General features: G+C 71.3%; 20 protein-coding genes. 6 read left to right on the top strand and 14 right to left on the bottom strand.

Annotated elements, in window-relative coordinates:
* Positions 1-62 precede the first annotated feature (62 nt).
* A complete protein-coding gene (locus ABEA34_RS23720) occupies positions 63-1,220 on the top strand; it encodes a hypothetical protein (protein WP_345524237.1) in 1,158 nt (385 codons plus the stop codon).
* A 1-nt stretch (position 1,221) separates the two neighbouring features.
* Here ABEA34_RS23720 and ABEA34_RS23725 read toward each other — a convergent pair whose 3' ends face one another.
* From ABEA34_RS23725 to ABEA34_RS23745, 5 genes are read right to left on the bottom strand one after another with little or no spacing between them, the layout of a single operon-like run.
* Positions 1,222-2,676, bottom strand: a complete 1,455-nt coding sequence (locus ABEA34_RS23725) for an APC family permease (protein ID WP_345524238.1) — start codon at positions 2,674-2,676, stop codon at positions 1,222-1,224.
* Positions 2,677-2,731: 55 nt separating this feature from the next.
* Positions 2,732-3,640: a hypothetical protein gene (locus ABEA34_RS23730; protein ID WP_345524240.1), complete on the bottom strand. Its 909-nt coding sequence runs from the start codon at positions 3,638-3,640 to the stop codon at positions 2,732-2,734.
* The gene (locus ABEA34_RS23735) at positions 3,637-4,158 is read right to left on the bottom strand and encodes a SigE family RNA polymerase sigma factor (protein ID WP_345524242.1); all 522 of its coding nucleotides are present in this window, start codon (positions 4,156-4,158) and stop codon (positions 3,637-3,639) included. The genes ABEA34_RS23730 and ABEA34_RS23735 overlap by 4 nt, the downstream gene beginning before the upstream one ends.
* Before the next feature lie 42 nt (positions 4,159-4,200).
* Positions 4,201-5,229: a 6-phosphofructokinase gene (locus ABEA34_RS23740; protein WP_345524243.1), complete on the bottom strand. Its 1,029-nt coding sequence runs from the start codon at positions 5,227-5,229 to the stop codon at positions 4,201-4,203.
* A 34-nt stretch (positions 5,230-5,263) separates the two neighbouring features.
* Positions 5,264-6,469, bottom strand: a complete 1,206-nt coding sequence (locus ABEA34_RS23745; RefSeq protein WP_345524244.1) for a pyrophosphate--fructose-6-phosphate 1-phosphotransferase — start codon at positions 6,467-6,469, stop codon at positions 5,264-5,266.
* A 96-nt stretch (positions 6,470-6,565) separates the two neighbouring features.
* Between ABEA34_RS23745 and ABEA34_RS23750 the strand changes: the two genes are divergently transcribed.
* The gene (locus ABEA34_RS23750) at positions 6,566-7,408 is read left to right on the top strand and encodes a DUF1028 domain-containing protein (RefSeq protein WP_345524245.1); all 843 of its coding nucleotides are present in this window, start codon (positions 6,566-6,568) and stop codon (positions 7,406-7,408) included.
* Entirely contained in the window at positions 7,405-8,871 is a 1,467-nt protein-coding gene (glpK, locus tag ABEA34_RS23755) for a glycerol kinase GlpK (RefSeq protein WP_345524246.1), read from the top strand. Before ABEA34_RS23750 ends, glpK begins: the two co-directional genes overlap by 4 nt.
* Before the next feature lie 67 nt (positions 8,872-8,938).
* Here the strand turns inward: glpK and ABEA34_RS23760 are convergent, their stop codons facing one another.
* Genes ABEA34_RS23760 through ABEA34_RS23770 form a run of 3 tightly spaced genes read right to left on the bottom strand, consistent with a single transcriptional unit; the run spans position 8,939 to position 11,066 of the window.
* Positions 8,939-9,838, bottom strand: coding sequence for a hypothetical protein (locus tag ABEA34_RS23760; RefSeq protein ID WP_345524247.1), 900 nt, complete (start codon positions 9,836-9,838; stop codon positions 8,939-8,941).
* Entirely contained in the window at positions 9,838-10,347 is a 510-nt protein-coding gene (locus ABEA34_RS23765; RefSeq protein ID WP_345524248.1) for a flavin reductase family protein, read from the bottom strand. The genes ABEA34_RS23760 and ABEA34_RS23765 overlap by 1 nt, the downstream gene beginning before the upstream one ends.
* Positions 10,344-11,066 (bottom strand): lysophospholipid acyltransferase family protein, encoded by a 723-nt coding sequence (locus ABEA34_RS23770; RefSeq protein ID WP_345524249.1) that lies wholly within the window; start codon positions 11,064-11,066, stop codon positions 10,344-10,346. The genes ABEA34_RS23765 and ABEA34_RS23770 overlap by 4 nt, the downstream gene beginning before the upstream one ends.
* A gap of 83 nt (positions 11,067-11,149) precedes the next feature.
* Between ABEA34_RS23770 and ABEA34_RS23775 the strand changes: the two genes are divergently transcribed.
* From ABEA34_RS23775 to ABEA34_RS23785, 3 genes are read left to right on the top strand one after another with little or no spacing between them, the layout of a single operon-like run.
* The gene (locus tag ABEA34_RS23775; RefSeq protein WP_345524250.1) at positions 11,150-11,920 is read left to right on the top strand and encodes an alpha/beta hydrolase; all 771 of its coding nucleotides are present in this window, start codon (positions 11,150-11,152) and stop codon (positions 11,918-11,920) included.
* A gap of 35 nt (positions 11,921-11,955) precedes the next feature.
* Positions 11,956-12,459 carry an NADH dehydrogenase subunit 6 gene (locus tag ABEA34_RS23780; RefSeq protein ID WP_345524251.1) on the top strand — a complete coding sequence of 168 codons (504 nt, stop codon included), beginning with the start codon at positions 11,956-11,958 and terminating at the stop codon, positions 12,457-12,459.
* 30 nt (positions 12,460-12,489) lie between these two features.
* A complete protein-coding gene (locus ABEA34_RS23785; RefSeq protein ID WP_345524252.1) occupies positions 12,490-13,734 on the top strand; it encodes an ornithine cyclodeaminase, nickel-pincer nucleotide-dependent in 1,245 nt (414 codons plus the stop codon).
* On the opposite strand, the gene ABEA34_RS23790 is transcribed toward ABEA34_RS23785, so the two are convergent.
* The 6 genes from ABEA34_RS23790 to ABEA34_RS23815 form a co-directional block, all read right to left on the bottom strand.
* Positions 13,667-14,632: an ROK family protein gene (locus ABEA34_RS23790; protein ID WP_345524253.1), complete on the bottom strand. Its 966-nt coding sequence runs from the start codon at positions 14,630-14,632 to the stop codon at positions 13,667-13,669. The two genes, ABEA34_RS23785 and ABEA34_RS23790, sit on opposite strands and share 68 nt — an antisense overlap.
* Before the next feature lie 4 nt (positions 14,633-14,636).
* Positions 14,637-16,457, bottom strand: coding sequence for a pilus assembly protein TadG-related protein (locus ABEA34_RS23795; protein ID WP_345524254.1), 1,821 nt, complete (start codon positions 16,455-16,457; stop codon positions 14,637-14,639).
* Positions 16,454-17,122 carry a TadE/TadG family type IV pilus assembly protein gene (locus ABEA34_RS23800; RefSeq protein WP_345524255.1) on the bottom strand — a complete coding sequence of 223 codons (669 nt, stop codon included), beginning with the start codon at positions 17,120-17,122 and terminating at the stop codon, positions 16,454-16,456. Before ABEA34_RS23800 ends, ABEA34_RS23795 begins: the two co-directional genes overlap by 4 nt.
* Positions 17,123-17,239: 117 nt before the next feature.
* Positions 17,240-17,848, bottom strand: coding sequence for a hypothetical protein (locus ABEA34_RS23805; protein WP_345524256.1), 609 nt, complete (start codon positions 17,846-17,848; stop codon positions 17,240-17,242).
* Positions 17,848-18,366 (bottom strand): SigE family RNA polymerase sigma factor, encoded by a 519-nt coding sequence (locus ABEA34_RS23810; RefSeq protein ID WP_345524257.1) that lies wholly within the window; start codon positions 18,364-18,366, stop codon positions 17,848-17,850. Before ABEA34_RS23810 ends, ABEA34_RS23805 begins: the two co-directional genes overlap by 1 nt.
* A gap of 108 nt (positions 18,367-18,474) precedes the next feature.
* Positions 18,475-19,734: an HNH endonuclease signature motif containing protein gene (locus ABEA34_RS23815; protein WP_345524259.1), complete on the bottom strand. Its 1,260-nt coding sequence runs from the start codon at positions 19,732-19,734 to the stop codon at positions 18,475-18,477.
* Between the last annotated feature and the right edge of the window lie 197 nt (positions 19,735-19,931).

Consider the following 19,931-nt stretch of genomic DNA (forward strand, 5'->3'; position numbering starts at 1 on the left):
CACCTCGTGAACAGCGCGCCGGGCGAGCCGGTGACCGGTCGACCTCGACCTACGATCGCGCCGTGCGACAGATCTCGGTGGCCGCGACGGCGCTCCTGGTGCTCCTGACCCTCAGCGTCTCCCCGGCTCGGGCCGACTCGGTCGTCGTCGCCTCCGTCGACCTGCCGTCGTCCATGCACGCGGTCCAGGCCGCGTGCGACGACCAAGGGCGTCCGTCCGGCGCGCCGGAGCCTGCGACGGCTTGGCTCTCCGTCGAGATGCCGTCGGCCCCTCTCGGATCGAAGAGCCTGGTCATCCAGCCCGAGCCAGGAACCCTCGGCGGACTGGAGATCCATCTCGCGTCGGCCGACCAGCTCGCGACCCTCGGGGTCGCGAGCTACGACACGCGGTTCCTGAGCGTGCAGCTCGGCTCGGGAGGTCCGCACCACAGCATCATCGGGACCCACGACAGCACCACCGGCTGGTACGCCTTCCACGCCGACGGCGCCGGGGACGGACTCGGCGACGGACCGCTCGACGTCTACCTGTGGTTCGGGGACTGCAGCGACTCCGGCCGATCGGTCCACGTCGATGCGCTGTCGTTCGGCGCAGCCGGCGACGTCACGACCTACGACTTCGAGTACCCCTCAGTCCATGCCGGGAGCCCGGGGAACTGGTGGGCCACCGGTGTCGCGTGGCGTGGCGTGAACTGCACCCTGAACGACAGCACCTCGCACGGCCTGCCGCTGACGATCGAGGGCGAGCGCCTCGTCGTCGAGGCGAGACCGCACGGTTCAGGAGCCTTCAGACGAATCGGGGCCGGGGCCACAGACCAGTACGGGCAGGTGGCGGTGCGGGACCGCCCGACGCGCAACACCGACTACCGGTGCCGCTACGCCGGCAACCCGGCCCGCGGCTTCCCCGCGAGCGTCAGTGACCCGACGGCGCTCGCCGTGGCGACCTACCTGACCATCCACGCCCACCGGACGAACCACGGGCGGCGCGTCCTCGTGACCGGCACCGCCACGCCGCGGCACCCCGGGACGCCGGTCGCCCTCCATCTCCGGCGCATCACGTGGGACATCGGACGCAGTCGGACCATCGACCGCGGCCGGCTCTCGAGGCACGGCGACTACCGGCTGACCGCACCTCTGCGGCCGGGCACGTGGGAGCTGTTCGTCTCCGTCGCGAAGGCTCCGGGCAACGCCGCCGGCCCGTCCGTGTCCCGCTACGTGAAGTAGCTCAGTCCTCGAGGTGCTCGATGTCGCGGAAGCCGGTCTTCTGCGCCCGGATGCCGCGGTTGGTCAGCCAGGTGCACGCCCACAGCAGGATGCCGAGGCCCAGCAGCCCGCCCGCGACCTGGTACTGGATCCAGTCGTCGCGGTCGCGCGCCCAGGGGCCGGCCAGGAAGAGGCAGGCCGCCGCACCGACGAACGGGGTCCAGCTCGGTGCGGAGAAGCCGCCCTTGGCGGCGGGGTCGCGGCGCAGCACCACGCACGCGATGTTGACGACGGAGAACACGCAGAGCAGCAGCAGCGCGGTGGTCCCGGACAGCGCGCTGATCACCGAGGTGTCGGCGAAGAAGGTCACCACGACGATCAGGCCGAGCGCGAGGACGGTCGAGAACGCGATCCCGGCGTACGGCGTGCGCCGGCCCGGCAGCACCTTGCCCAGCGTCCGCGGCAGCACGTCCTGGTGGGCCAGGCCGTAGAGCAGGCGGCTGGCCATCAGCATGTTGAGCAGCGCGGTGTTGGCGACCGCGATGACGGTGAGGAAGGGGAACACCTTGCCGATCGGCAGGCCCGGTGCGCCGATCTCGACGACCGACAGCAGCACCTTGCCCTCGTCGGCGACCACCGACTCGATCTGGCCCTCGGGGATCACGGCGATCACCGAGATCGCGACGAGCACGTAGAAGATCACCGCGATGCCGAGACCGGTGAGCATCACCTTCGGGAAGATCTTCACCGGGTCCTGCGTCTCCTCGACCATGTTGACCGAGTCCTCGAAGCCGACCATCGCGAAGAACGCGATCGCGGTCGCGACGGTGACGGCGAGGAAGAGCCCGCGGTCCGAGCCCGAGTCGAAGACGACGATGCGGCCCATGTCGGCGTCGCCCTTGGCCATCACGTAGAAGCCGATGCCGATCACGATGACCAGGGCGGACATCTCGATGAGGGTGAGCACGACGTTGAACTTCACGCTCTCGCCCACCCCGCGCAGGTTGATCCCCGCGAGCAGCACCATGAACGCCATCGCCACGACGGTGATCGCGGTGTTGCCCTGCGAGACGTGCCACCCCAGCCCGTCGAGACCGGTGAGCAGGTTGGTCGCCAGCAGGTTGGACGACGTCGAGGCGCTGGTGATGCCGGAGCAGACCACCGCGAACGCGACCAGGAACGTGACGAAGTGGATGCCGAACGCCTTGTGCGTGTAGAGCGCGGCACCCGCGGCCTGCGGGTACTTCGTCACCAGCTCCAGGTAGGAGAACGCCGTGAGCGTCGCGACCGCGAAGGCGACCAGGAACGGCACCCACACGACCCCGCCGACCTCGAGCGCCATCTCGCCGGTGACGGCGTAGATGCCGGCGCCGAGGACGTCACCGACGATGAAGAGCAGCAGCAGCTTGGGGCCGAGGACCCGCTTGAGGTCGGGGGTCGGACCATTGACGTCGGGATCGGCGGTCTGGGTCGTCATGGCGCCAGCCTGCCCCCACCCGGACCCCTCTAACCAGAGGGGCGGACGTCGAGCGTCAGCGGACCTCGCACCGCGGACGGTCGTCGCACGCCTCGACGTGGTGGTCCTCGAGGACGTCGCCCGCTTCGTCGTACGCGATCACGCGGGCGACCGTGCCGGGCACCCGTCCCCACAGCAGCGTCTGGTGCGCCACGACCGTGCCCGCCTCGACGTGGCCGGCGACGGTCTCGCCGGTCGTGCTGACCAGCTCGACAGAGGCGACGTCGGTGCCGTGGAGCCCGGCCACCACGAGCTGGCCGGCCGCGCCGGTCGAGTAGTCGTCGAAGGTGAAGACGCCCATCCCTGCGCCGGGATCGGTGAAGTCCGCGAAGGCCATGGCGCCCTCGTAGTAGCGCGTGCCGCGCTCGTCGGACAGCACGGCCGGCGAGCAGACCGGGAAGTTGCGGCGCTCGGCCACGCACGCGAGCTCGGCGTCACCGGACTCGACGACGACGCCGGAGGTGGCTCCAGCGTTGAGCCACGCGGGAAAGGCCGAGGGCGGGTAATCGCCGACCTCGGCGTACGTCGCGGTGCCGAGCGGGACCGCGGCGACGATGCGGTCCCGGTGCCCGACCCGGGAGCCGAGCGGCCGCGGCGCGTCCGGAGCGGGGATCACGACCTGCCAGTCCGACACCTGCACGGCGCCGGGGATCTCGGTCAGGGCGCGCTCAGCGACCGGTGAGAGCTGGTGCGGGTGGCCGGCCGGCGGCGGGTCGACGGCACCGATGCCCGGCCCGAAGGACCCGCTCAGCACCAGGCCGAGGGCGACGGCGGACGCGAGCACGCCGCCGCCGGCGACCAGCGCCGACCGGTGACGACGCCGCCTTCCGGCGGCCCGGATGGCGCTCAGGTCGGGTCCACCCGGCCCGACGTGGTCGTCGCCGTGCAGCTCGTGCTCGAGCTGGTCGATCGTGCGTGTGCTCATCGGAGGCCCTCCTGGACGAACGTGGCGGCGTCGGCGGTGACGCGCAGCTTGCGGAGCCCCCGCGACAGGGCGCTCTTGACGGTGCCCGGCGCGATCCGCAGCTCGCGGGCGACCTCGGCCTCGGACAGGTCGAAGTAGTGGCGCAGCACGACGACCCGGCGCTCGCGCTCGGTCAGCCCCGCCAGCAGACGCACGATCTCGTCGCGCTCGTCGGCGATCTCCGGTCCGGCGGTGCCGGTCGGCCACCCGTCGATCAGCCCGTCGGCCCCCGGGCCGCCGAACTCGGAGAGCCGTCGGCGCCGCAGCCGGTCGATGTTGGCGTTGACCAGGACCTTGCGGGCGTAGGCGAGCGCGTCGGACCGGCGGACCCGCCGCCAGCTCGCGTAGGTGCGGGCCAGCGCCGTCTGGGCGAGGTCCTCGGCGAGGTGGTGGTCACCGGTGAGGAGGTACGCCGAGCGGCGCAGCCGCGGCCATGCAGCTGCGGCGAACTCGTCGAAGTCCTCGTCGTGTGTCGTCACACCCACCCTTACGCAGGGAGTCGGGAGTCGGTTCCGTCGCGACTACCCGAAGAAGACCTGCGCCTCGGCGTACTCCGCCTCGCTGACCAGCTTGAGCTGAGCGGTGCCCTCGGCGAGCGGCACCCGGGCGATGGTGGTGCCGCGCAGCGCCATCATCGTCCCGAAGTCGCCCTCGGCGACCGCGTCGATCGCCTGCAGCCCGAAGCGGGTCGCGAGCCAGCGGTCGAACGCGGTCGGCGTGCCGCCGCGCTGGACGTGGCCGAGCACGACGGCCCGGGCCTCCTTGCCGGTGCGCTTCTCGATCTCGGCGGCGATCCGGTCGCCGATGCCGCCGAGGCGGACGTGGCCGAAGTCGTCGACGTCGCCGGACACCAGCGTCATGTCGCCGCCCTCGCGCGGGACCGCGCCCTCGGAGACGACCATGATCGGGGCGTAGCGCGACTCGAACCGGCTCTCGATCAGGCGGCAGACCTCCTCGATGTCGAAGGGCTGCTCGGGGATCAGCACGATGTTGGCGCCGCCGGCGATGCCGGAGTGCAGCGCGATCCAGCCGGCGTGCCGGCCCATCACCTCGACGACGAGGACCCGGTGGTGGGACTCGGCGGTGGTGTGCAGCCGGTCGATCGCCTCGGTCGCGATGTTGACGGCCGTGTCGAAGCCGAACGTGAAGTCGGTGCCGGACAGGTCGTTGTCGATGGTCTTCGGGACGCCCACGACGTCGACCCCGAGCTCGGCGAGCCTGGTGGCGACCCCGAGGGTGTCCTCGCCCCCGATCGCGACCAGGGCGTCGACGCCGTCGCGGGCGAGGTTCTCCTTGATCCGCTCCACGCCGTTCTCGAGCTTGAACGGGTTGGTCCGCGAGGAGCCGAGGATGGTGCCGCCACGCGGCAGGATGCCGCGGCACTGCTCGATGCCGAGCTCCATCGTCACGCCCTCGAGCGGGCCGCGCCAGCCGTCGCGGTAGCCGACGAACTCGAAGCCGTGGCTCTTGACTCCCTTGCGCACCACCGCCCTGATGACGGCGTTCAGTCCGGGGCAGTCCCCGCCTCCAGTGAGCACTCCGACGCGCATGACGGCCAGTCTGGTCCGTCAGCGTCGTCCCCTGCTAGTGCTGCGGCTGACCGATCTCGTGCAGCAGCTCGCGGAACCACGGGACGGACGGGTCGAACGCCTTGCCGCCCTTGATCCGGGAGAACTCGCAGACCCGGAGCACGTCACCGGCCTCCTCGTCGTGACCGACGACCCCGCTCTCGCCGCGCAGCGCAGCGTCGGCAGCGAGGTCGGCGCACGCCCGGATCAGGGCCAGGTCCTCGGCGTTGGCCGGTGCGGACCGGGAGAAGTAGCCGCTCTTCTGCACCATGGTCTTCTCGGCGCCCACCATGCCGGCGAACTGCTTGGCGAACCACGAGCCCGGGTTGACGGTGTCGAGCTTGACGTGCCCGAAGGCGTCGCGCTTGGGCTCCTCGCCACGGGCGAGCATCTCCTCGACGATCGTCGAGACGCCGGCGCCCTCGGAGAGGAAGACGTTGACGCAGCCGGTCTCGTCCATGACCGCCTTGAGGCGCTCGGCCTCCGCGGCGACGTCGAAGTCGGCCTCGGGGACGTAGACGCCATGGATCTCCCAGCTGCGCCGGGTGTTGTCGCCGAAGCCGGAGAACTCCTGGGCGTCGAGCCACTCGCGGTACTTCGCGGCGGTCGCGGCCGTCAGCCAGCCGCAGTGCCGACCCATCACCTCGTGGACGATCAGCATCCGCGGGTTGGACGAGTGCTCGGCGATGACGTTGCGGGCGAAGAGCGCCCCCTGCTCGGCGGCCGTCCACGCCCCCAGCGACTGCCGGATCGGCACGACGTCGTTGTCGATCGTCTTGGGCAGGCCGACGACGGTCAGCTCGTACCCGTTCTCGTGCAGGTACGCCGCGAGGTCGGCCGCGGTCGTGTTCGTGTCGTCGCCGCCGATCGTGTGCAGCACGTCGACGCCGTCCGTGGTGAGCCGCTCGGCGGCGACGTGGAGGGGGTCCTGCCCCTCCGCCACGAGCCCGCGCTTGACGCAGTCCTTCACGTTGGTGAGCTTGACCCGGCTGTTGCCGATCGGGCTGCCGCCGAACGCGTGGAGGAGGTGCGCCCGCTCGCGGTCCTCCGGGGTCACCGTGACGTGCTCGCCGCCGAGGAGACCGGCGTACCCGTTGAGGTAGGCGATGATCTCGATCTCCGGGTCGAGCAGCGTATAGCGCTCGATGAGGGCGCCGACCGCCGAGGAGAGGCAGGGGGCGAGGCCGCCTGCGGTGAGGAGGGCGACGCGGCGGACGGTCATGTGTCGGTGCTTCTTCCTGGTTCGAGCGTGATCGGGCATCCCTTTGGCCCTTCAAAGACTAAAGGCTCTCCGGGTGGTTGTCGCTAATGTCGCGCCATGACGTTCTCGATCGTGGCCCGCTCCGCGGATGGTGAGTCCTGGGGCGTCGCCGTCGCCTCCAAGTTCCTGGCCGTGGGGTCCGCCGTACCCGCCGCCGTCGCCGGGGTCGGCGCCATCGCGACCCAGGCCAGCGCCAACGTGGCCTACAAGGGCCTGGCCCTCTCCCACCTCGACGACGGCGCCACCGCGGCGGTGGCGCTGCAGCGGCTGCTCGAGGAGGACGAGGGGCGTGACCACCGCCAGGTCGGCATCGTCGACGTCGACGGCAACGCGGCCAGCCACACCGGGGAGGCCTGCCTGGACTGGGCGGGCAGCGTCATCGGGGACGGCTACGCCATCCAGGGCAACATCCTCACCGGGTCCGAGGTCGTCGAGGCGATGGAGGCGGCGTGGCTGGACTCCTCGCCCGAGGCGCCTCTCGCGCACCGGCTGCTCGAGGCGCTCACGGCCGGCGACGCCGCGGGGGGCGACTCCCGCGGGCGTCAGGCCGCCGCGCTGCTGGTGGTGAAGGACGAGGCGGGGTACGACGGGCTCGACGACATCGCGGTCGACCTGCGGGTCGACGACCACCCCGACCCGGTCACCGAGCTCGCCCGGCTCCTGGCGCTCAGCGACCTCTACCTGACCGCCTCGACGGAGGAGGAGAAGGTGCCGGTCACCGCCGAGCTGCTCGAGGAGCTCGAGGGCCTCGCCCGGGCCGGAGGCCACCGCGACTTCGCCGCGTGGGTCGGCACCGAGAACTACGAGATGCGCGTCGCCGCCGACAGCTCCTGGATCGACGTGCGCATCCTCGAGATCATCCGCGACACCGAGGCAGACATAACCGAGGCAGACATATGAGCGTCCTCGCGATCGACGCCGGCACCACCGGCGTGACGGCCCTGGTGGTCGAGCACGACGGCGTGATCTCGGCACGCGGCTACGAGGAGTTCGCGCAGCACTTCCCCAAGCCGGGCTGGGTCGAGCACTCCCCCGAGGAGATCTGGCAGGCGACCCTCCAGGCCACCCGGGAGGCCCTCGACCAGACCGATATGGAGGAGATCCGGGCGATCGGCATCACCAACCAGCGCGAGACCGTGATGCTCTGGGACCGGGAGACCCTCGGCTCCCCACGCCGGGCGATCGTCTGGCAGGACCGGCGTACGGCGGACCTGTGCACCGGCCTGCGCGACGACGGCCACGAGGACCGGGTGCGCGAGCTCACCGGGCTGCGGCTGGACCCGTACTTCTCCGGCACCAAGCTGATGTGGCTCGCCCAGAACGAGCCGCACACCTGGGCGCTGGTCGAGTCGGGTCGCTACGCGATCGGCACGGTCGACTCCTACCTGATCGCCCGGATGACGCGCGGCACCTACCACGTCACCGACGTCTCCAACGCGTCCCGCACGCTGCTCCTCGACCTGGAGACGGGCGACTGGTCCGACGAGCTGTGCGAGCTCTTCGGCGTGCCCCGCGACGCGCTGCCCGAGCTGGTCCCCAACTGGGGCGAGATCGCCGTCACCGACCCGAGGTCGTTCCTCGGCCTCTCCGTGCCGATCTCCGGTCTGGCCGGCGACCAGCAGTCGGCGCTCTTCGGGCAGACCTGCTTCGACGAGGGTGACTCGAAGTGCACCTACGGCACCGGGTCGTTCGTGCTCACCAACACCGGATCGACCATCCAGCGCTCCGACGCGCTGCTCGCTTCGGCGGCCTGGAAGTCGCCCGACGGCGACATCACCTACGCGTCCGAGGGGTCGATCTTCGTGACCGGCGCGGCCGTGCAGTGGCTGCGCGACGGCATCCAGATCGTCGGCTCGGCCAAGGAGAGCCAGGCCGTCGCGTCGGCCGTCGCGGACAGCGGCGGCGTGGTCTTCGTGCCGGCCCTGACCGGGCTCGGCGCCCCGCACTGGGACCCGCAGGCGCGCGGCCTGATCGTCGGCCTCACCCGCGGCACCACCCGGGCGCACATCGTGCGCGCGACGCTGGAGGCGATCGCCTTCGAGGTGCGCGACGTACTCGACGTGATGCCGCAGCTCTCGTCGCTGCGGGTGGACGGCGGGGCCGCCGCCAACGACCTGCTGTGCCAGCTGCAGGCCGACGCCGTCGGCGTACCCGTCGAACGACCGAAGGTCGTCGAGACCACCGGCCTCGGTGCCGCGTTCTTCGCCGGTCTGGGCGTCGGCGTGTGGGAGTCCACTGACGACCTCCGCCACACCTGGAGCCTCGACCGCCGCTTCGAGCCCTCGTCGGACCGGGCGACGGCCGACGCCGCCCATGCCCGCTGGTCCCGGGCCGTCGAGCTGGCGAAGGGGTGGGCTGAGTAGGCACGGCGGCATACCCACGGACGAGATGGCTGTCTGCCGGCGGTCCGCACGACCAACTCGCCCGTGGCTATCCCCTCAGCTTGGCCAGAGCAGCCGCCGCGGCATCACGCGCGCGGGTGGCGGCGGCGAGCTCGGACTCCGTCTCGGCGCGGGCGTCCTCGGCCTCGGAGAGCTCGTCGTCGGTCTCCTCGGCCGACGACTCGAGCTCGTCGATCTTGCTCCGGAGCTCGGCGATCTCGGCCTGGAGCTGCAGGCTGCGGGCCTCGAGCTCCTCGACCGCGGAGGTCGTCTCGCCGTGCGCGGCGGCAGCCTCCTCGACCGCGGCCTCGGCCTCCTCGAGGGCCTCGGTGGCGGCGGCGAGCGCCTTGGTGTCGGCCTCGGGGTCGGGTACGACGCGCAGGTCGGGCCGGGCGGGTGGCTCGGCGTCCCGCGACGGGGCGGCGAAGCCCAGCGCGTCGGGCACGGCGACCGCCGCCTCGACGTCGGCCGGGTCCAGGCCGGTGCTGGCGAGCGCGGCGGTCAGCATGCCGCTGCGCAGGGCCAGGCCGCAGCGCTCGTCGACCATCGCGGCGGTGAGCGTGGCCTCGACCTGGTCGGCGACGGCCTGGGTGACCTTGGTGCCCTCCTCGCGGGCGATCCGCCGGGCGCCGGTGGTGACCGCTGCGGTCAGCTGGCGGCGCTGGCGGCTCAGCGCCCGGAGCTCCTCGGCCGACATCGCGGCCTGGGCCTCGCGCAGCGCGGCGCCGACGGTGAGGACCTGCTCGACCTGCTCGGTGTCGCGGCGGACCAGCAGGTTGACCACCCAGGCCGCCGTCGACGGCTTGCGCAGCGCCTTCACCTGCGCGGCGAGCGGCGTGCCCTTGAGCGCCTTCGCCCGGGCGTCCCGAGCGGGGGTGAACTCCGGCAGCGGCAAGCCGTAGAGCTCGTCGGCGATGCTCAGCAGATCCGTGGGCACGTCGGCGGCCATCAGCCCGCCGGCCTCACGTACCGACCCCGCCGGTGCACCAGGGGGGCCTCGTCGTCGCCGACCGTGAGCTCCTGCACGACGCAGGTCAGCAGGGTCGACCAGCCGATGTCCACGGCCGACTCCAGGGAGACCGCCGCCCAGGTGGTCGCGTCCGCCAGGCGGGGTCCCCACAGGCTGTCCACGAACGACGCCATCCGCCACGGCCCGCCGGGCGCCGGTGCGGTGCCCGCGAACGCCTCGGCCAGGTCGCGCTGGGGCCAGGTCAGCAGCTGGACGATCGCACGCCCGGTGCGGGCGACGACGTCGGCCAGGTCACTGTCGGGATCGACCAGGAGCAGCACGTGGGCGGGCTCCCCGTGGGCGACCATGAGCGACGAGACGGTCAGCCCGGCGCGCCCCGCGTCGTCACCCGCGGTCACGAGCGCCACCGCGCCGCCGAGCCGGCCGCGGAGACGGCGTACCGGGTCGGGATCGGGGTCCGCGAACGGATGGGTGTCGTGGATGGTCACGACGCGAGCTTCGACTCGCCGCCCTGGTCGCCGTCCTTCTCGGACTTGGACAGCTCCTTGGCGCGGGTGGCGTACATGTCGACGTACTCCTGGCCGGACAGGCGCATGATCTCGTACATGATCTCGTCGGTGATCGAGCGCAGGATGTAGCGGTCGTTCTCGAGGCCCTCGTAGCGCGAGAAGTCCAGGGGCTTGCCGAAGCGGACTACCGGCCGGGTGAACCGCCCGAAGGTCTTGCCCGGCGGGGCGACGACGTCGGTGCCGACCACGGCGACCGGGATCACGGGCACCTTCGACTCGAGCGCGAGGCGGGCGACGCCGACCTTGCCGCGGTAGAGCTTGCCGTCGTGCGACCGGGTGCCCTCGGGGTAGATCCCGAACAGCTCCCCGTCGGCCAGCAGGCGCTTCGCGGAGATGATCGCCCCCTCGGAGGCGTTGCCCCCGGACCGGTCGATCGGCACCTGGCCGGAGCCGGAGAAGAAGCTCTTCTGGAGCCAGCCCTTGAGGCCCGGCGTCGTGAAGTACTCCGCCTTCGCCACGAAGGTCACCCGACGCTGCAGCGTGAGCGGCATGAAGAGCCAGTCGGCGTACGAGAGGTGGTTGCTGGCGAGGATCGCGGGGCCTTCGACGGGGACGTTGTCGGCACCCGTGACGCGCGGTCGGAAGACCAGCTTGAGCCAGGGCCCGAGTGCGATCCACTTCAGGAACCAGTAGAACACCGCTACCTCCGCACCAGACGAGAGTCCGTCGGGTCGCAGCCTAGGGCATGCCGTGCGCGGCTCGGGTGGTGCACACTTCCGCCATGACGATCCACCCGCTCGCCTCGCCGCACTCCGCCCCCGCCCAGCCGGACCTGACCGGCGGCCGGCGCATCGGCGTGCTCCTGAGCCACGGCTTCACCGGACAGCCGGCGTCGATGACGCCGTGGGGGCAGCACCTCGAGGCGTTGGGGTACGCCGTGGAGATCCCCCGCCTGCCCGGACACGGCACCACCTGGCAGGAGCTCAACACCCTGCGGTGGGAGGACTGGTACGCCGAGGTCACGAAGTCCCTCGACAAGCTGGTCGCCGAGAACGACGCCGTCGTCGTCGGCGGGCTCTCGATGGGAGGCGCGCTCGCGCTCCGCCTGGCCGAGGACCGCCCCGATATCGCCGGCGTGGTCGTGGTCAACCCGGCCGTCGCCAGCAAGCGGCTCGACGTCAAGCTGCTGCCGGTGCTCAAGCACCTGGTCGGCTCGTTCCCCGGCATCGCCAACGACATCAAGAAGGAGGGCGTCGAGGAGCACGGCTACACCAAGACGCCGCTCAAGGCGATCCACTCCTTCATGCAGGCGTGGCCGGTGATCATCGCCGACCTGCCGAAGATCACGGTCCCGGTGCTCTACTTCCGCTCGACCGAGGACCACGTCGTCGACGAGGCGTCCCAGCCGCTGATCACCAGCGGCATCTCGTCGCGGGACGTCACCGTCGTACCCCTCGCGAACAGTTACCACGTCGCGACCCTCGACAACGACGCCGAGCAGATCTTCGCCGGGTCGGCCGACTTCATCGCGCGGGTGACTTCGGCCTCCTAGGAGCGGTTTCACCCGGTGGGGCATACGCTCGTGGTGTGCCTGAGCATCCCCACGACGACGAGTTCGACCTCGGGCCCGAGGCGGACGCCGCGATCTCGGCCGACGAGCGAGCGTGGCAGGCGATCATCGACAACTACGGTGACCGCGTCGAGCTCGACGACCCGCCGCCGACGGCGCCCCCGTCTCCCCCGGTCGGACCCGTCTCCGACGCCCCCTTCGCCGGGCGTTTCGGCGACCCGCGGGCGTTCATCGCTCCGGCCGACGAAGTCGACGACCTCCCCGATGACGTCGACGAGGTCGACGGCTTCATCCCGCCCGAGCCGCCGCCGCTGCCGACGGTGGCACCGGACCGAGGCCTCGCCTGGGCCGGCGTGTTCGGCTCGCCTGTCGTGCTGCTGGTGTGCCTGATCCTCTCGGTCTCGATCCCCGCCTGGCTGGGCTACCTGCTGGTCATCGGGTTCGTCGGCGGGTTCCTCTACCTGGTGCTGCACATGTCGCGCGAGCCCCGCGACCCCTTCGACGACGGCGCCCAGGTCTGACCCACCGATCCCGGGCGTTAGTGTGCACGCGTGAGTGCCCACGAGACCGTCGAGATCACCGGCCACCTGATGGACCACGGCATCCTGTCGCGGGTCCTGGACGACATCCGGGAGTACGCCGGCGACTACACGATCGACCGCTTCGACGTCGGCCGGGAGACCGATGACCCGTCGCACGCGGTGATCACCGTGATCGCCGAGGACGACGAGGCCCTGCAGCGGCTGCTGATGCGGCTGCAGACCCGCGGGGTCAACCAGGTCGACCCGGGCGTGGCGAGCGTCGCCGAGGCCGACCGGGACGGGGTGTTCCCCGACCACTTCTACTCGACCACCAACCTGGAGACCCGGGTCCGCGTCGACGGCACCTGGCTCGAGGTCGGCAACCCCGAGATGGACTGCGGCCTGATCCTCGAGCGGGACGCCGACGGCAAGCCGGTGCGGGTCTACACCCTGCCGATGTCCGACGTGCGCACCGGCATGCTCGTGATCACCGGCGCCGACGGCGTACGCGTCACCGTCCCGACGCCCGACGCCAGCGCCGAGGCGTTCGGCTTCATGGAGTCGGAGGTCTCCTCCGAGAAGCCCCAGGCGGTGCTGGTGCGCCAGGTCGCCGACGGCATGCGCGAGGCGAAGGCGGCCGGCAAGAAGGTGCTGTGGGTCGGTGGCCCCGGGGTCGTCCACACCGGCGCCGCGCCGGCGATGGTCGCGATGGTCAAGTCCGGGTACGTCGACGTGCTGTTCGCCGGCAACGCGCTGGCCACCCACGACATCGAGTCCTCGCTCTACGGCACCAGCCTCGGCGTCGACCTGGCCATGGGCCGGGGCGTCGAGCACGGGCACGAGCACCACATCCGGGCGATCAACACGATCCGCAAGGAGGGCTCGATCCGCGACGCCGTGGCGTCCGGCGTGCTGACCGGCGGCATCATGCACGCGCTGGTCACCCAGGGGAAGACGTTCGTGCTGGTCGGGTCGGTCCGCGACGACGGCCCGCTCCCCGACGTCTACACCGACGTGATCGACGGGCAGCGGGCGATGCGGGCCGAGCTCGACGGCGTCGGCTTCTGCCTGATGGTCGCGACCATGCTGCACTCGGTCGCCACCGGCAACATCCTGCCGGCCTCGATCCCGCTGGTGTGCGTCGACATCAACCCCGCGACCGTCACCAAGCTCGCCGACCGCGGGTCCTCGCAGGCCCGCGGCATCGTCACGGACGTCGGGCTGTTTCTCGAGCAGCTCGCAGTCGAGCTCGTGCCCGAGTACCGGCGCTCCTGAACCGCTGACGGGCGAGGTCGGCCGCCCCGACCGCCCCCGCCTCCGGGCCGAGGGCGGCCCGGACGACCGGGGGGACGGTGCGGTGCGCGGCGCCGACCAGCGACTCGCGCAGCGCGTGTCGAGCCGGTTCGAGCAGCAGGTCGCCGGCGGCCGACAGCCCGCCGCCGATCACCACGATCTGGGGGTCGAACGACGCGACCAGGTTGGCGACGCCGACCCCGAGCCACTCGCCGACCTCCGCGAACGCCGCCAGCGCGACCGGGTCCCCCGCCGCCGCGGCTGCGGTGATCGCCGGCCCGGCCAGGTCCTCGACGCCCTGGTCGCGGACGAAGCGGGTGAGGGCGTTGCCGCTGCAGTACTGCTCCCAGCAGCCCGTGCCGCCGCACTCACAGGGCCGCCCACCGGGCACGACCTGGTTGTGGCCGAACTCCCCGGCCATCCCGTTGTAGCCGCGCAGCACCTCGCCGTCGAGGATCAGCGCGCCGCCGATGCCGGTGCCGAGAGTGACCACGACCGCGCTCTCCGCGTCGCCGACCGCGCCGTACGTGAGCTCGGCGCGCGCGGCGCAGTTGGCGTCGTTGTCGAGCACGACCGGGGCGCTCCAGCGCTCGGCCAGCCGCGCCCGCACCCCCTCGTCCTGCCAGGGCAGGTGCGGCGCGAAGCGGACCCGCTCCCCCTGGGCGTCCACGAAGCCGGCGGCGGCGATGCCGATCGCGCCGACCCGTCGTACGCCCGCGATCTCCTGCACCGCCTCGGTCAGCGCGTCCTCGACCAGGCGGGCCTCGACGCGGCGGCCCGGCGTCGTACGCGTGGCGGTGCGCAGCACCCGGCCGGCCGAGGAGACCGCGGCGGCCAGGACCTTGGTCCCGCCGATGTCGACACCGATGAAGAGGGGCACCGGGCTATTCGATCAGACGCACCGGGTCTCCGTTGACCGCAGCCGTCCATGTCGTCGTGTCGTTGACCGCCGAGGTGAACGACACGCGCACCCGGAACCAGCACCCGCCCGAGCTCAGGTAGTTGCAGGAGTAGTCCGTCGGGATCGGGATGTTGATGGTCTCCGACTGCGCGTTCCAGCTGGGGTTGGCCGAGTTGCTCACCCCGGAGATCGAGCAGTTCGGCAGCGTGACCGTCTTGAAGCCGGTGCCGGTGCAGTTCTTGATCGGCGAGCCGATCACGTCGGTCGGCGCCAGCACGGTGACCGTGCCGCCGGTGTTGCCCGGCGCGTCGCCGACGTCGAAGAACTTGAAGACGACGGTCTTGCCCGCGGCGCCCGGGAGCACCCGGATCAGGTTGAAGGTCGAGCTGGCCGCGTCGCTGTTGGCGAAGATCGGCATCCGCCCGTACGACGCCACCGAGACCGCCTGCGAGATCGTGGGCGTCGTGCCGTACACCCGGACCGCGAAGCGGTTGCTGCTCCCACCGTGCACGGACGTGTCGTCGGCCTCCCCCTGCTTGAACATCGCGCTGGTCGCCGCGTCGGGTGGGACGTAGCTGCCGTCGCCGCTCGTGGTGCCGCCGAGCTTCACGTTGGTGCGCACCTGCAGGTAGTAGTCGCCGGCCTGCGTCGGCGTGAACGTGCACAGCGTCCGCCACTGGTGGAACACCTGGGCGAGCTGGGAGTCGTACGCCGCGTTGGTCTTGTCGAGGTACTTCGCCATGAAGCCGTCGAGGTTCGGCTTCTGGTTGCCCCGGCTGTCCTTGCCCTCGTCCTTGTCGACGTAGTACCAGCCCTTGTACTGCCGCGTGCAGCCCGCCAACGGGGTCGCGTTCAGCGGGTTGTGGTCGTCCGAGGGCCCGCGCAGGCCGAACGACGTGACCGTCGCGGGCTGGCTCGTGTTGGCCTGCATGTCGCCCGTGCAGAACTCGTTGGGCGAGCCGCCGGTGTTCATCAGGTAGCGCGTCGTGGCGTCCGGTGCGTAGATGTTCATGTTGTTGGTGAGCGGCCCGTAGACGCCCTTCTCGCAGTAGTCGCCGGTGTGGACGGACGCCGGGTCGTAGAGCTGGAGGGTGATCGGCTTGGCGACCGCGGCCGGCAGCACCCGTACCAGCAGGAAGTAGCCCTCGGGCCGGAACTCGGTGTTGACCAGCCCCGAGGTGCAGGCCCACTCCGAGGCCGAGCCGCACCCGCGCACGGCGTACTCGTCACCGTTGCCCTTCGCGACGTCGGGGCCGTTCATGTTCATCCAGAAGTCGGGCGTCGAGGTGCACGAGGCGCCTGACGGTACGGCGAGCTGCGAGCCGGCCGGTCCGGCGTTGGCCGTGCCCGGGGGCTCGTCGCCCATGGTGTTGCAGGGGCTGCCCATCGGCTGCGGGCCGGTGTAGTCCGCGACCGCGTGCCGAGTGACCGTGGAGCTGCCGATCCCGAGGTACTTGGCGAAGATGTTGTCGATCTTGCTCGAGACCTTCACGTCGAGCTGGGTGGGCTGGCGTCCCGGGGCGACCGACACGGTCGTCGTACCGGTGTTGGGGAAGCCGTTGCGGCCGGAGACCTCGACCGCGGCCTTGGTCGCCTCGTTGAGGTCCTGCGGCATCCAGGTGACCCCGGCGAGCGCGGCGGCGTCGGCCGCCTTCTGCACGCGCTCCGCCTCGAGGTACATCCGGGCCAGGTCCACCGACACGGCGCACAGCGCGAAGAAGGTCGCCGAGATCACCACGGCCACGAGGACCGCCGCCAGGCCGCGCTCGTCGTCGCGCCGGCTGCTTCGTCGCTGGGTGCTCATGGGTGCGGGGTCACCGTCCCCGGCTTGCAGGAGTCGGGGTCCAGCGGCTCGAACTTCATCACCGCGCGGTCCTCCAGGCTGGCGCCGTCGCCGAGGAAGCCGGTCGAGAACTTGTGGGTGGCCCGGAGGTAGATCCCGAGCGTGTCGCCCTCGTTGACGCACGCGTTGACGGACGCGGAGTCCCAGGTGCCGCTGTCGTAGCGGAACGAGTCGGACGGAGCCCACCACTTGAACATCACGCAGGCGGTGATCCCCGAGCATGAGGTCGGCATCGTGGTCGTCGACTCGCCCCCGGGGAAGCCCTTCTTGTTCGCCTTGTAGATCAGGATGTACTTGATCAGGTCCTGCGGCATCGACTGACCCGCGTGCTGGATCGCGTCGGCCGCCGCCTGCGCGAACGCCGGGGTGCTCGTCGGCGTGCACACGGGCGCCCCAGCTCCCGACGGACAGGTGCCCGGTCCGGCATCGGCCGCCGCCGACGCCACCCGCGCCCCCTGACGGGTCGCCGACGTGATCGCGACGTCGTCCTTCACCAGCAGCGTGATCTCCACGATGCCGAAGATGACGGCCATCAGGATCGGCAGCACGAGGGCAGCCTCGACGGCGACGGCGCCCCGCTGGTCGCGGGCCGTCCGTCGGTGCAGGCAACGCGGTCTCCCGGACACCGGTCTCCCTTCCACGGGTGACCGGACGCTAGTGACAGAGCCGTGCCCGGCACATCACCTGCGGCCCGAAAGGGTCCGATCCGACCACGAGGTCTGACCGAACGGCCGACACGCAGGTCAGGGAGCGACGTACGCCAGGTCGAGGGTGTCCGTGCTGTCGCCCCACCGCAGTGCCAGGTGCCAGCACCCTGCCTTCGGCAGGTCGATGATGGAGGGACCGGGTCCACCGTCGACCACCCGGGTCGTGGTGTCCGAGCCGTCCGCGAGCGTCGCGGTGATGTGGAGCGTCGAGCTCTTGTCGTCGCGGGAGACCCACAGGATCTTGTTGTTGTGGTCGGCCGCGGGCGGACTCGCCAGCGGGTCCGCGAAGAGGATCGCGACGATCGCGCCGTCGTCGCCCAGCACGTACGGCATGCGCGGGCGAGGGTCCGAGAACCCCGACCGCGCCCACTCCGGTATGACCCGGTTCGGGACCGGGTCCACGCACGATGCGCCGGGCGCGGTCGTCGTGGGGTCTGTCCCTCCAGACCCCTCGGAGCTGAGGACTACCGGCACCACTGCTGCGGTGGCCGCCACGACCGCGGCCGTCGCGAGGCCCGCGACGCCCCAGCGACGATGGCGTCGACGGTTGCCCGCGGCGGCGAGATCCCGCGCAGGCGCCACCGGTACGGCGATGTCGTCGGTCGCCGCTCGCAGCAGCTCGGCAACCTGGTGTTCGTCGATCATCACTTCTCCTCGTGTGCTCGCGTGATGAGGTCACGCAGTGACGTGTCCTCGGAGAGCGCGGCGATGGCCCTCGACGCCCGGCTCTTGACCGTGCCGGGCGCGATCCCGAGCACGCTCGCGATCTGGGCCTCGGTCAGGTCGGCGAAGTAGCGCAGCACCAGCACCTGGCGCTGCTCGTGACCGAGCCGCCCGAGCGACGACCGGATGCTGTGGCTCAGCGACACCTCGGTCGCCGGGTCGCCCGTCGGCGGAGGCTCGGGCAGGTCCTGGTAGGGAATCTCCCCGCGCCACTTGCGGCGCCTGCTGCGGCCGATGCCGTTGACCAGCACCCGGTAGACGTAGGCGTCCCGGTCGTCCGCGGCCGACACCCGGCCCCACGCGGCGTAGCACCGGATCAACGCCTCCTGCACCGCGTCCTCGGCATCCTGGTCACCGCAGCCGAACAGGATCGCCGCGCGCACCAGGCGCGCGTAGCGGGCATCCACGAATGCCCGGTAGTCGTCCTCGTCTGGCTTCACGATCGTCCTTCGTCAGGTGCTCTCCTACCCCTAACGAGCACCTGGGCCATCCTCCCGGTTCCCTCAGGACGTGCGAATCACCCCGTCGGCGGTGCCGGCGGGGTGGTTTCAGTGGGTATGTCGGGTGTGCGTGGTGTCCCAGGTGTAGGAGTACCCGTACGGGGTGGTCCAGGTGAACGTGGTCGGGCTGGTGCGGGTGACGGTCCAGCCGCCGTGGGTCTTGTAGCGGTGGTGACCCCGGCACAGGGGCGCGAGGTTGGGGGACTCGGTGTTGGTGCCGTCGAAGTTCTCGAGATGGTCCAGGTCGGCCGGCCGTGCTGGTCTCGTGCAGTGCGGGAACACGCAGGTCGCGTTGGTCAGCACCGCCTGCTCCCGCATCGCCTCGGTCGGTCGGTAGGCGTCCGTCGACAGGTGCTCGTTGAGGTCGATGACCGGACGGATCGTGACCCGGGTGTTGGTGCCGGCGCACCAGCCCTTCACCTGCTCCACGGACACCGACGACCGAGTGTTCTCGACACCGGCGACTCCTGCCTCGGAGAGGTGGACGTAGATCACCAGCTCCCGCTTGCGCTGAGGCCGCGGTTCATCCTGGGTGCCTAGGTCGAGGGTCAGCTCCCGGCGGGCGAGCGCTCCGGCGGCCATCGACCGGCGGACGTTGAGCGACTCGGTGGAGCCGAGGTCGGCGAGCTCTTTGGCGCCGGCGGCGATCGCGTCGTTGAAGTCGATCGCATCCGCCAGGTCGAGCTCCCCGTCGACGTGGACAGTGCCGTTGAAGGACACCTGGTCCAGGTCCACATCCAGGCACCTCTCGTCGGCGGCCTCCCGGCGCCGCTTCTCCGCCAGCTGGGGGTCGAACCGGCGGATCGCGTCCTCGACGGCCCGGTCGATCTGCGCGAACGAGCACCGCCCGATGTGATGCGCGAGGTGGGCGTCCACGTAGCCGGCACCCGCCCGACAGAGCGGCTTGGTGGCCTGGGCGATCTTGCGGGCCTTCCACACCTGCACCCGACCCGACGTGACGGCGGCCCAGATCTTCGGGAGGCGGTAGCGGATCTCGACCGCGTCACCGAGGTACGTCCTGCCAGCGTCGGTCGACATCCCCAACGCGAGGGCGAGGTCACCGACGCAGAACTCCGCCACCAACGGTGCCCCCGGTCCGGCGACCGCGAGCTCGCCCTGGGTGCCGTCCACGGTGGCGGCGTCGTCCAGGGTGTCGGTGGGGTTCATGACCGCCCACGCAACGGCCAGCTCCAGCTTGTCGATCTCGACCTGGTTGCCGACGAGATGGCGGTCGTGGAGCGCGGCCAGCACCTGGTCCGGGGAGTCGTACGACTCCCCGGATCGGGTGGTGTCCTGGCCTTCGCTCATAGGTCTAGCCAAGCACTGGCCACCGACATTCAGACCCTGAAAACCCTTGTTTTGACCGGGATGTGGACAATTTCCAGAAGTATTTCCGCGGGTTTTTCGCGGCCGCCGGTGGGGTGATTGCCGGCGGCCGGAAACCCGGCCGCGGATCGCAACCCGCTGCCCGCCGTACCCGTCGTAGCTGCCTATCGGCGACCAAC

The sequence above is a fragment of the Nocardioides conyzicola genome (assembly GCF_039543825.1).
Taxonomy (GTDB): domain Bacteria; phylum Actinomycetota; class Actinomycetes; order Propionibacteriales; family Nocardioidaceae; genus Nocardioides; species Nocardioides conyzicola.

What these genes read in the sequence shown, in the direction of transcription:
- ABEA34_RS23725 (WP_345524238.1), bottom strand. Translation starts at nt 2,676, where the DNA reads ATGACGACCCAGACCGCCGATCCCGACGTCAATGGTCCGACCCCCGAC.
- ABEA34_RS23730 (WP_345524240.1), bottom strand. Translation starts at nt 3,640, where the DNA reads ATGAGCACACGCACGATCGACCAGCTCGAGCACGAGCTGCACGGCGAC.
- ABEA34_RS23740 (WP_345524243.1), bottom strand. Translation starts at nt 5,229, where the DNA reads ATGCGCGTCGGAGTGCTCACTGGAGGCGGGGACTGCCCCGGACTGAAC.
- ABEA34_RS23745 (WP_345524244.1), bottom strand. Translation starts at nt 6,469, where the DNA reads ATGACCGTCCGCCGCGTCGCCCTCCTCACCGCAGGCGGCCTCGCCCCC.
- ABEA34_RS23750 (WP_345524245.1), top strand. Translation starts at nt 6,566, where the DNA reads ATGACGTTCTCGATCGTGGCCCGCTCCGCGGATGGTGAGTCCTGGGGC.
- glpK (WP_345524246.1), top strand. Translation starts at nt 7,405, where the DNA reads ATGAGCGTCCTCGCGATCGACGCCGGCACCACCGGCGTGACGGCCCTG.
- ABEA34_RS23760 (WP_345524247.1), bottom strand. Translation starts at nt 9,838, where the DNA reads ATGGCCGCCGACGTGCCCACGGATCTGCTGAGCATCGCCGACGAGCTC.
- ABEA34_RS23775 (WP_345524250.1), top strand. Translation starts at nt 11,150, where the DNA reads ATGACGATCCACCCGCTCGCCTCGCCGCACTCCGCCCCCGCCCAGCCG.
- ABEA34_RS23795 (WP_345524254.1), bottom strand. Translation starts at nt 16,457, where the DNA reads ATGAGCACCCAGCGACGAAGCAGCCGGCGCGACGACGAGCGCGGCCTG.
- ABEA34_RS23805 (WP_345524256.1), bottom strand. Translation starts at nt 17,848, where the DNA reads ATGATCGACGAACACCAGGTTGCCGAGCTGCTGCGAGCGGCGACCGAC.
- ABEA34_RS23815 (WP_345524259.1), bottom strand. Translation starts at nt 19,734, where the DNA reads ATGAGCGAAGGCCAGGACACCACCCGATCCGGGGAGTCGTACGACTCC.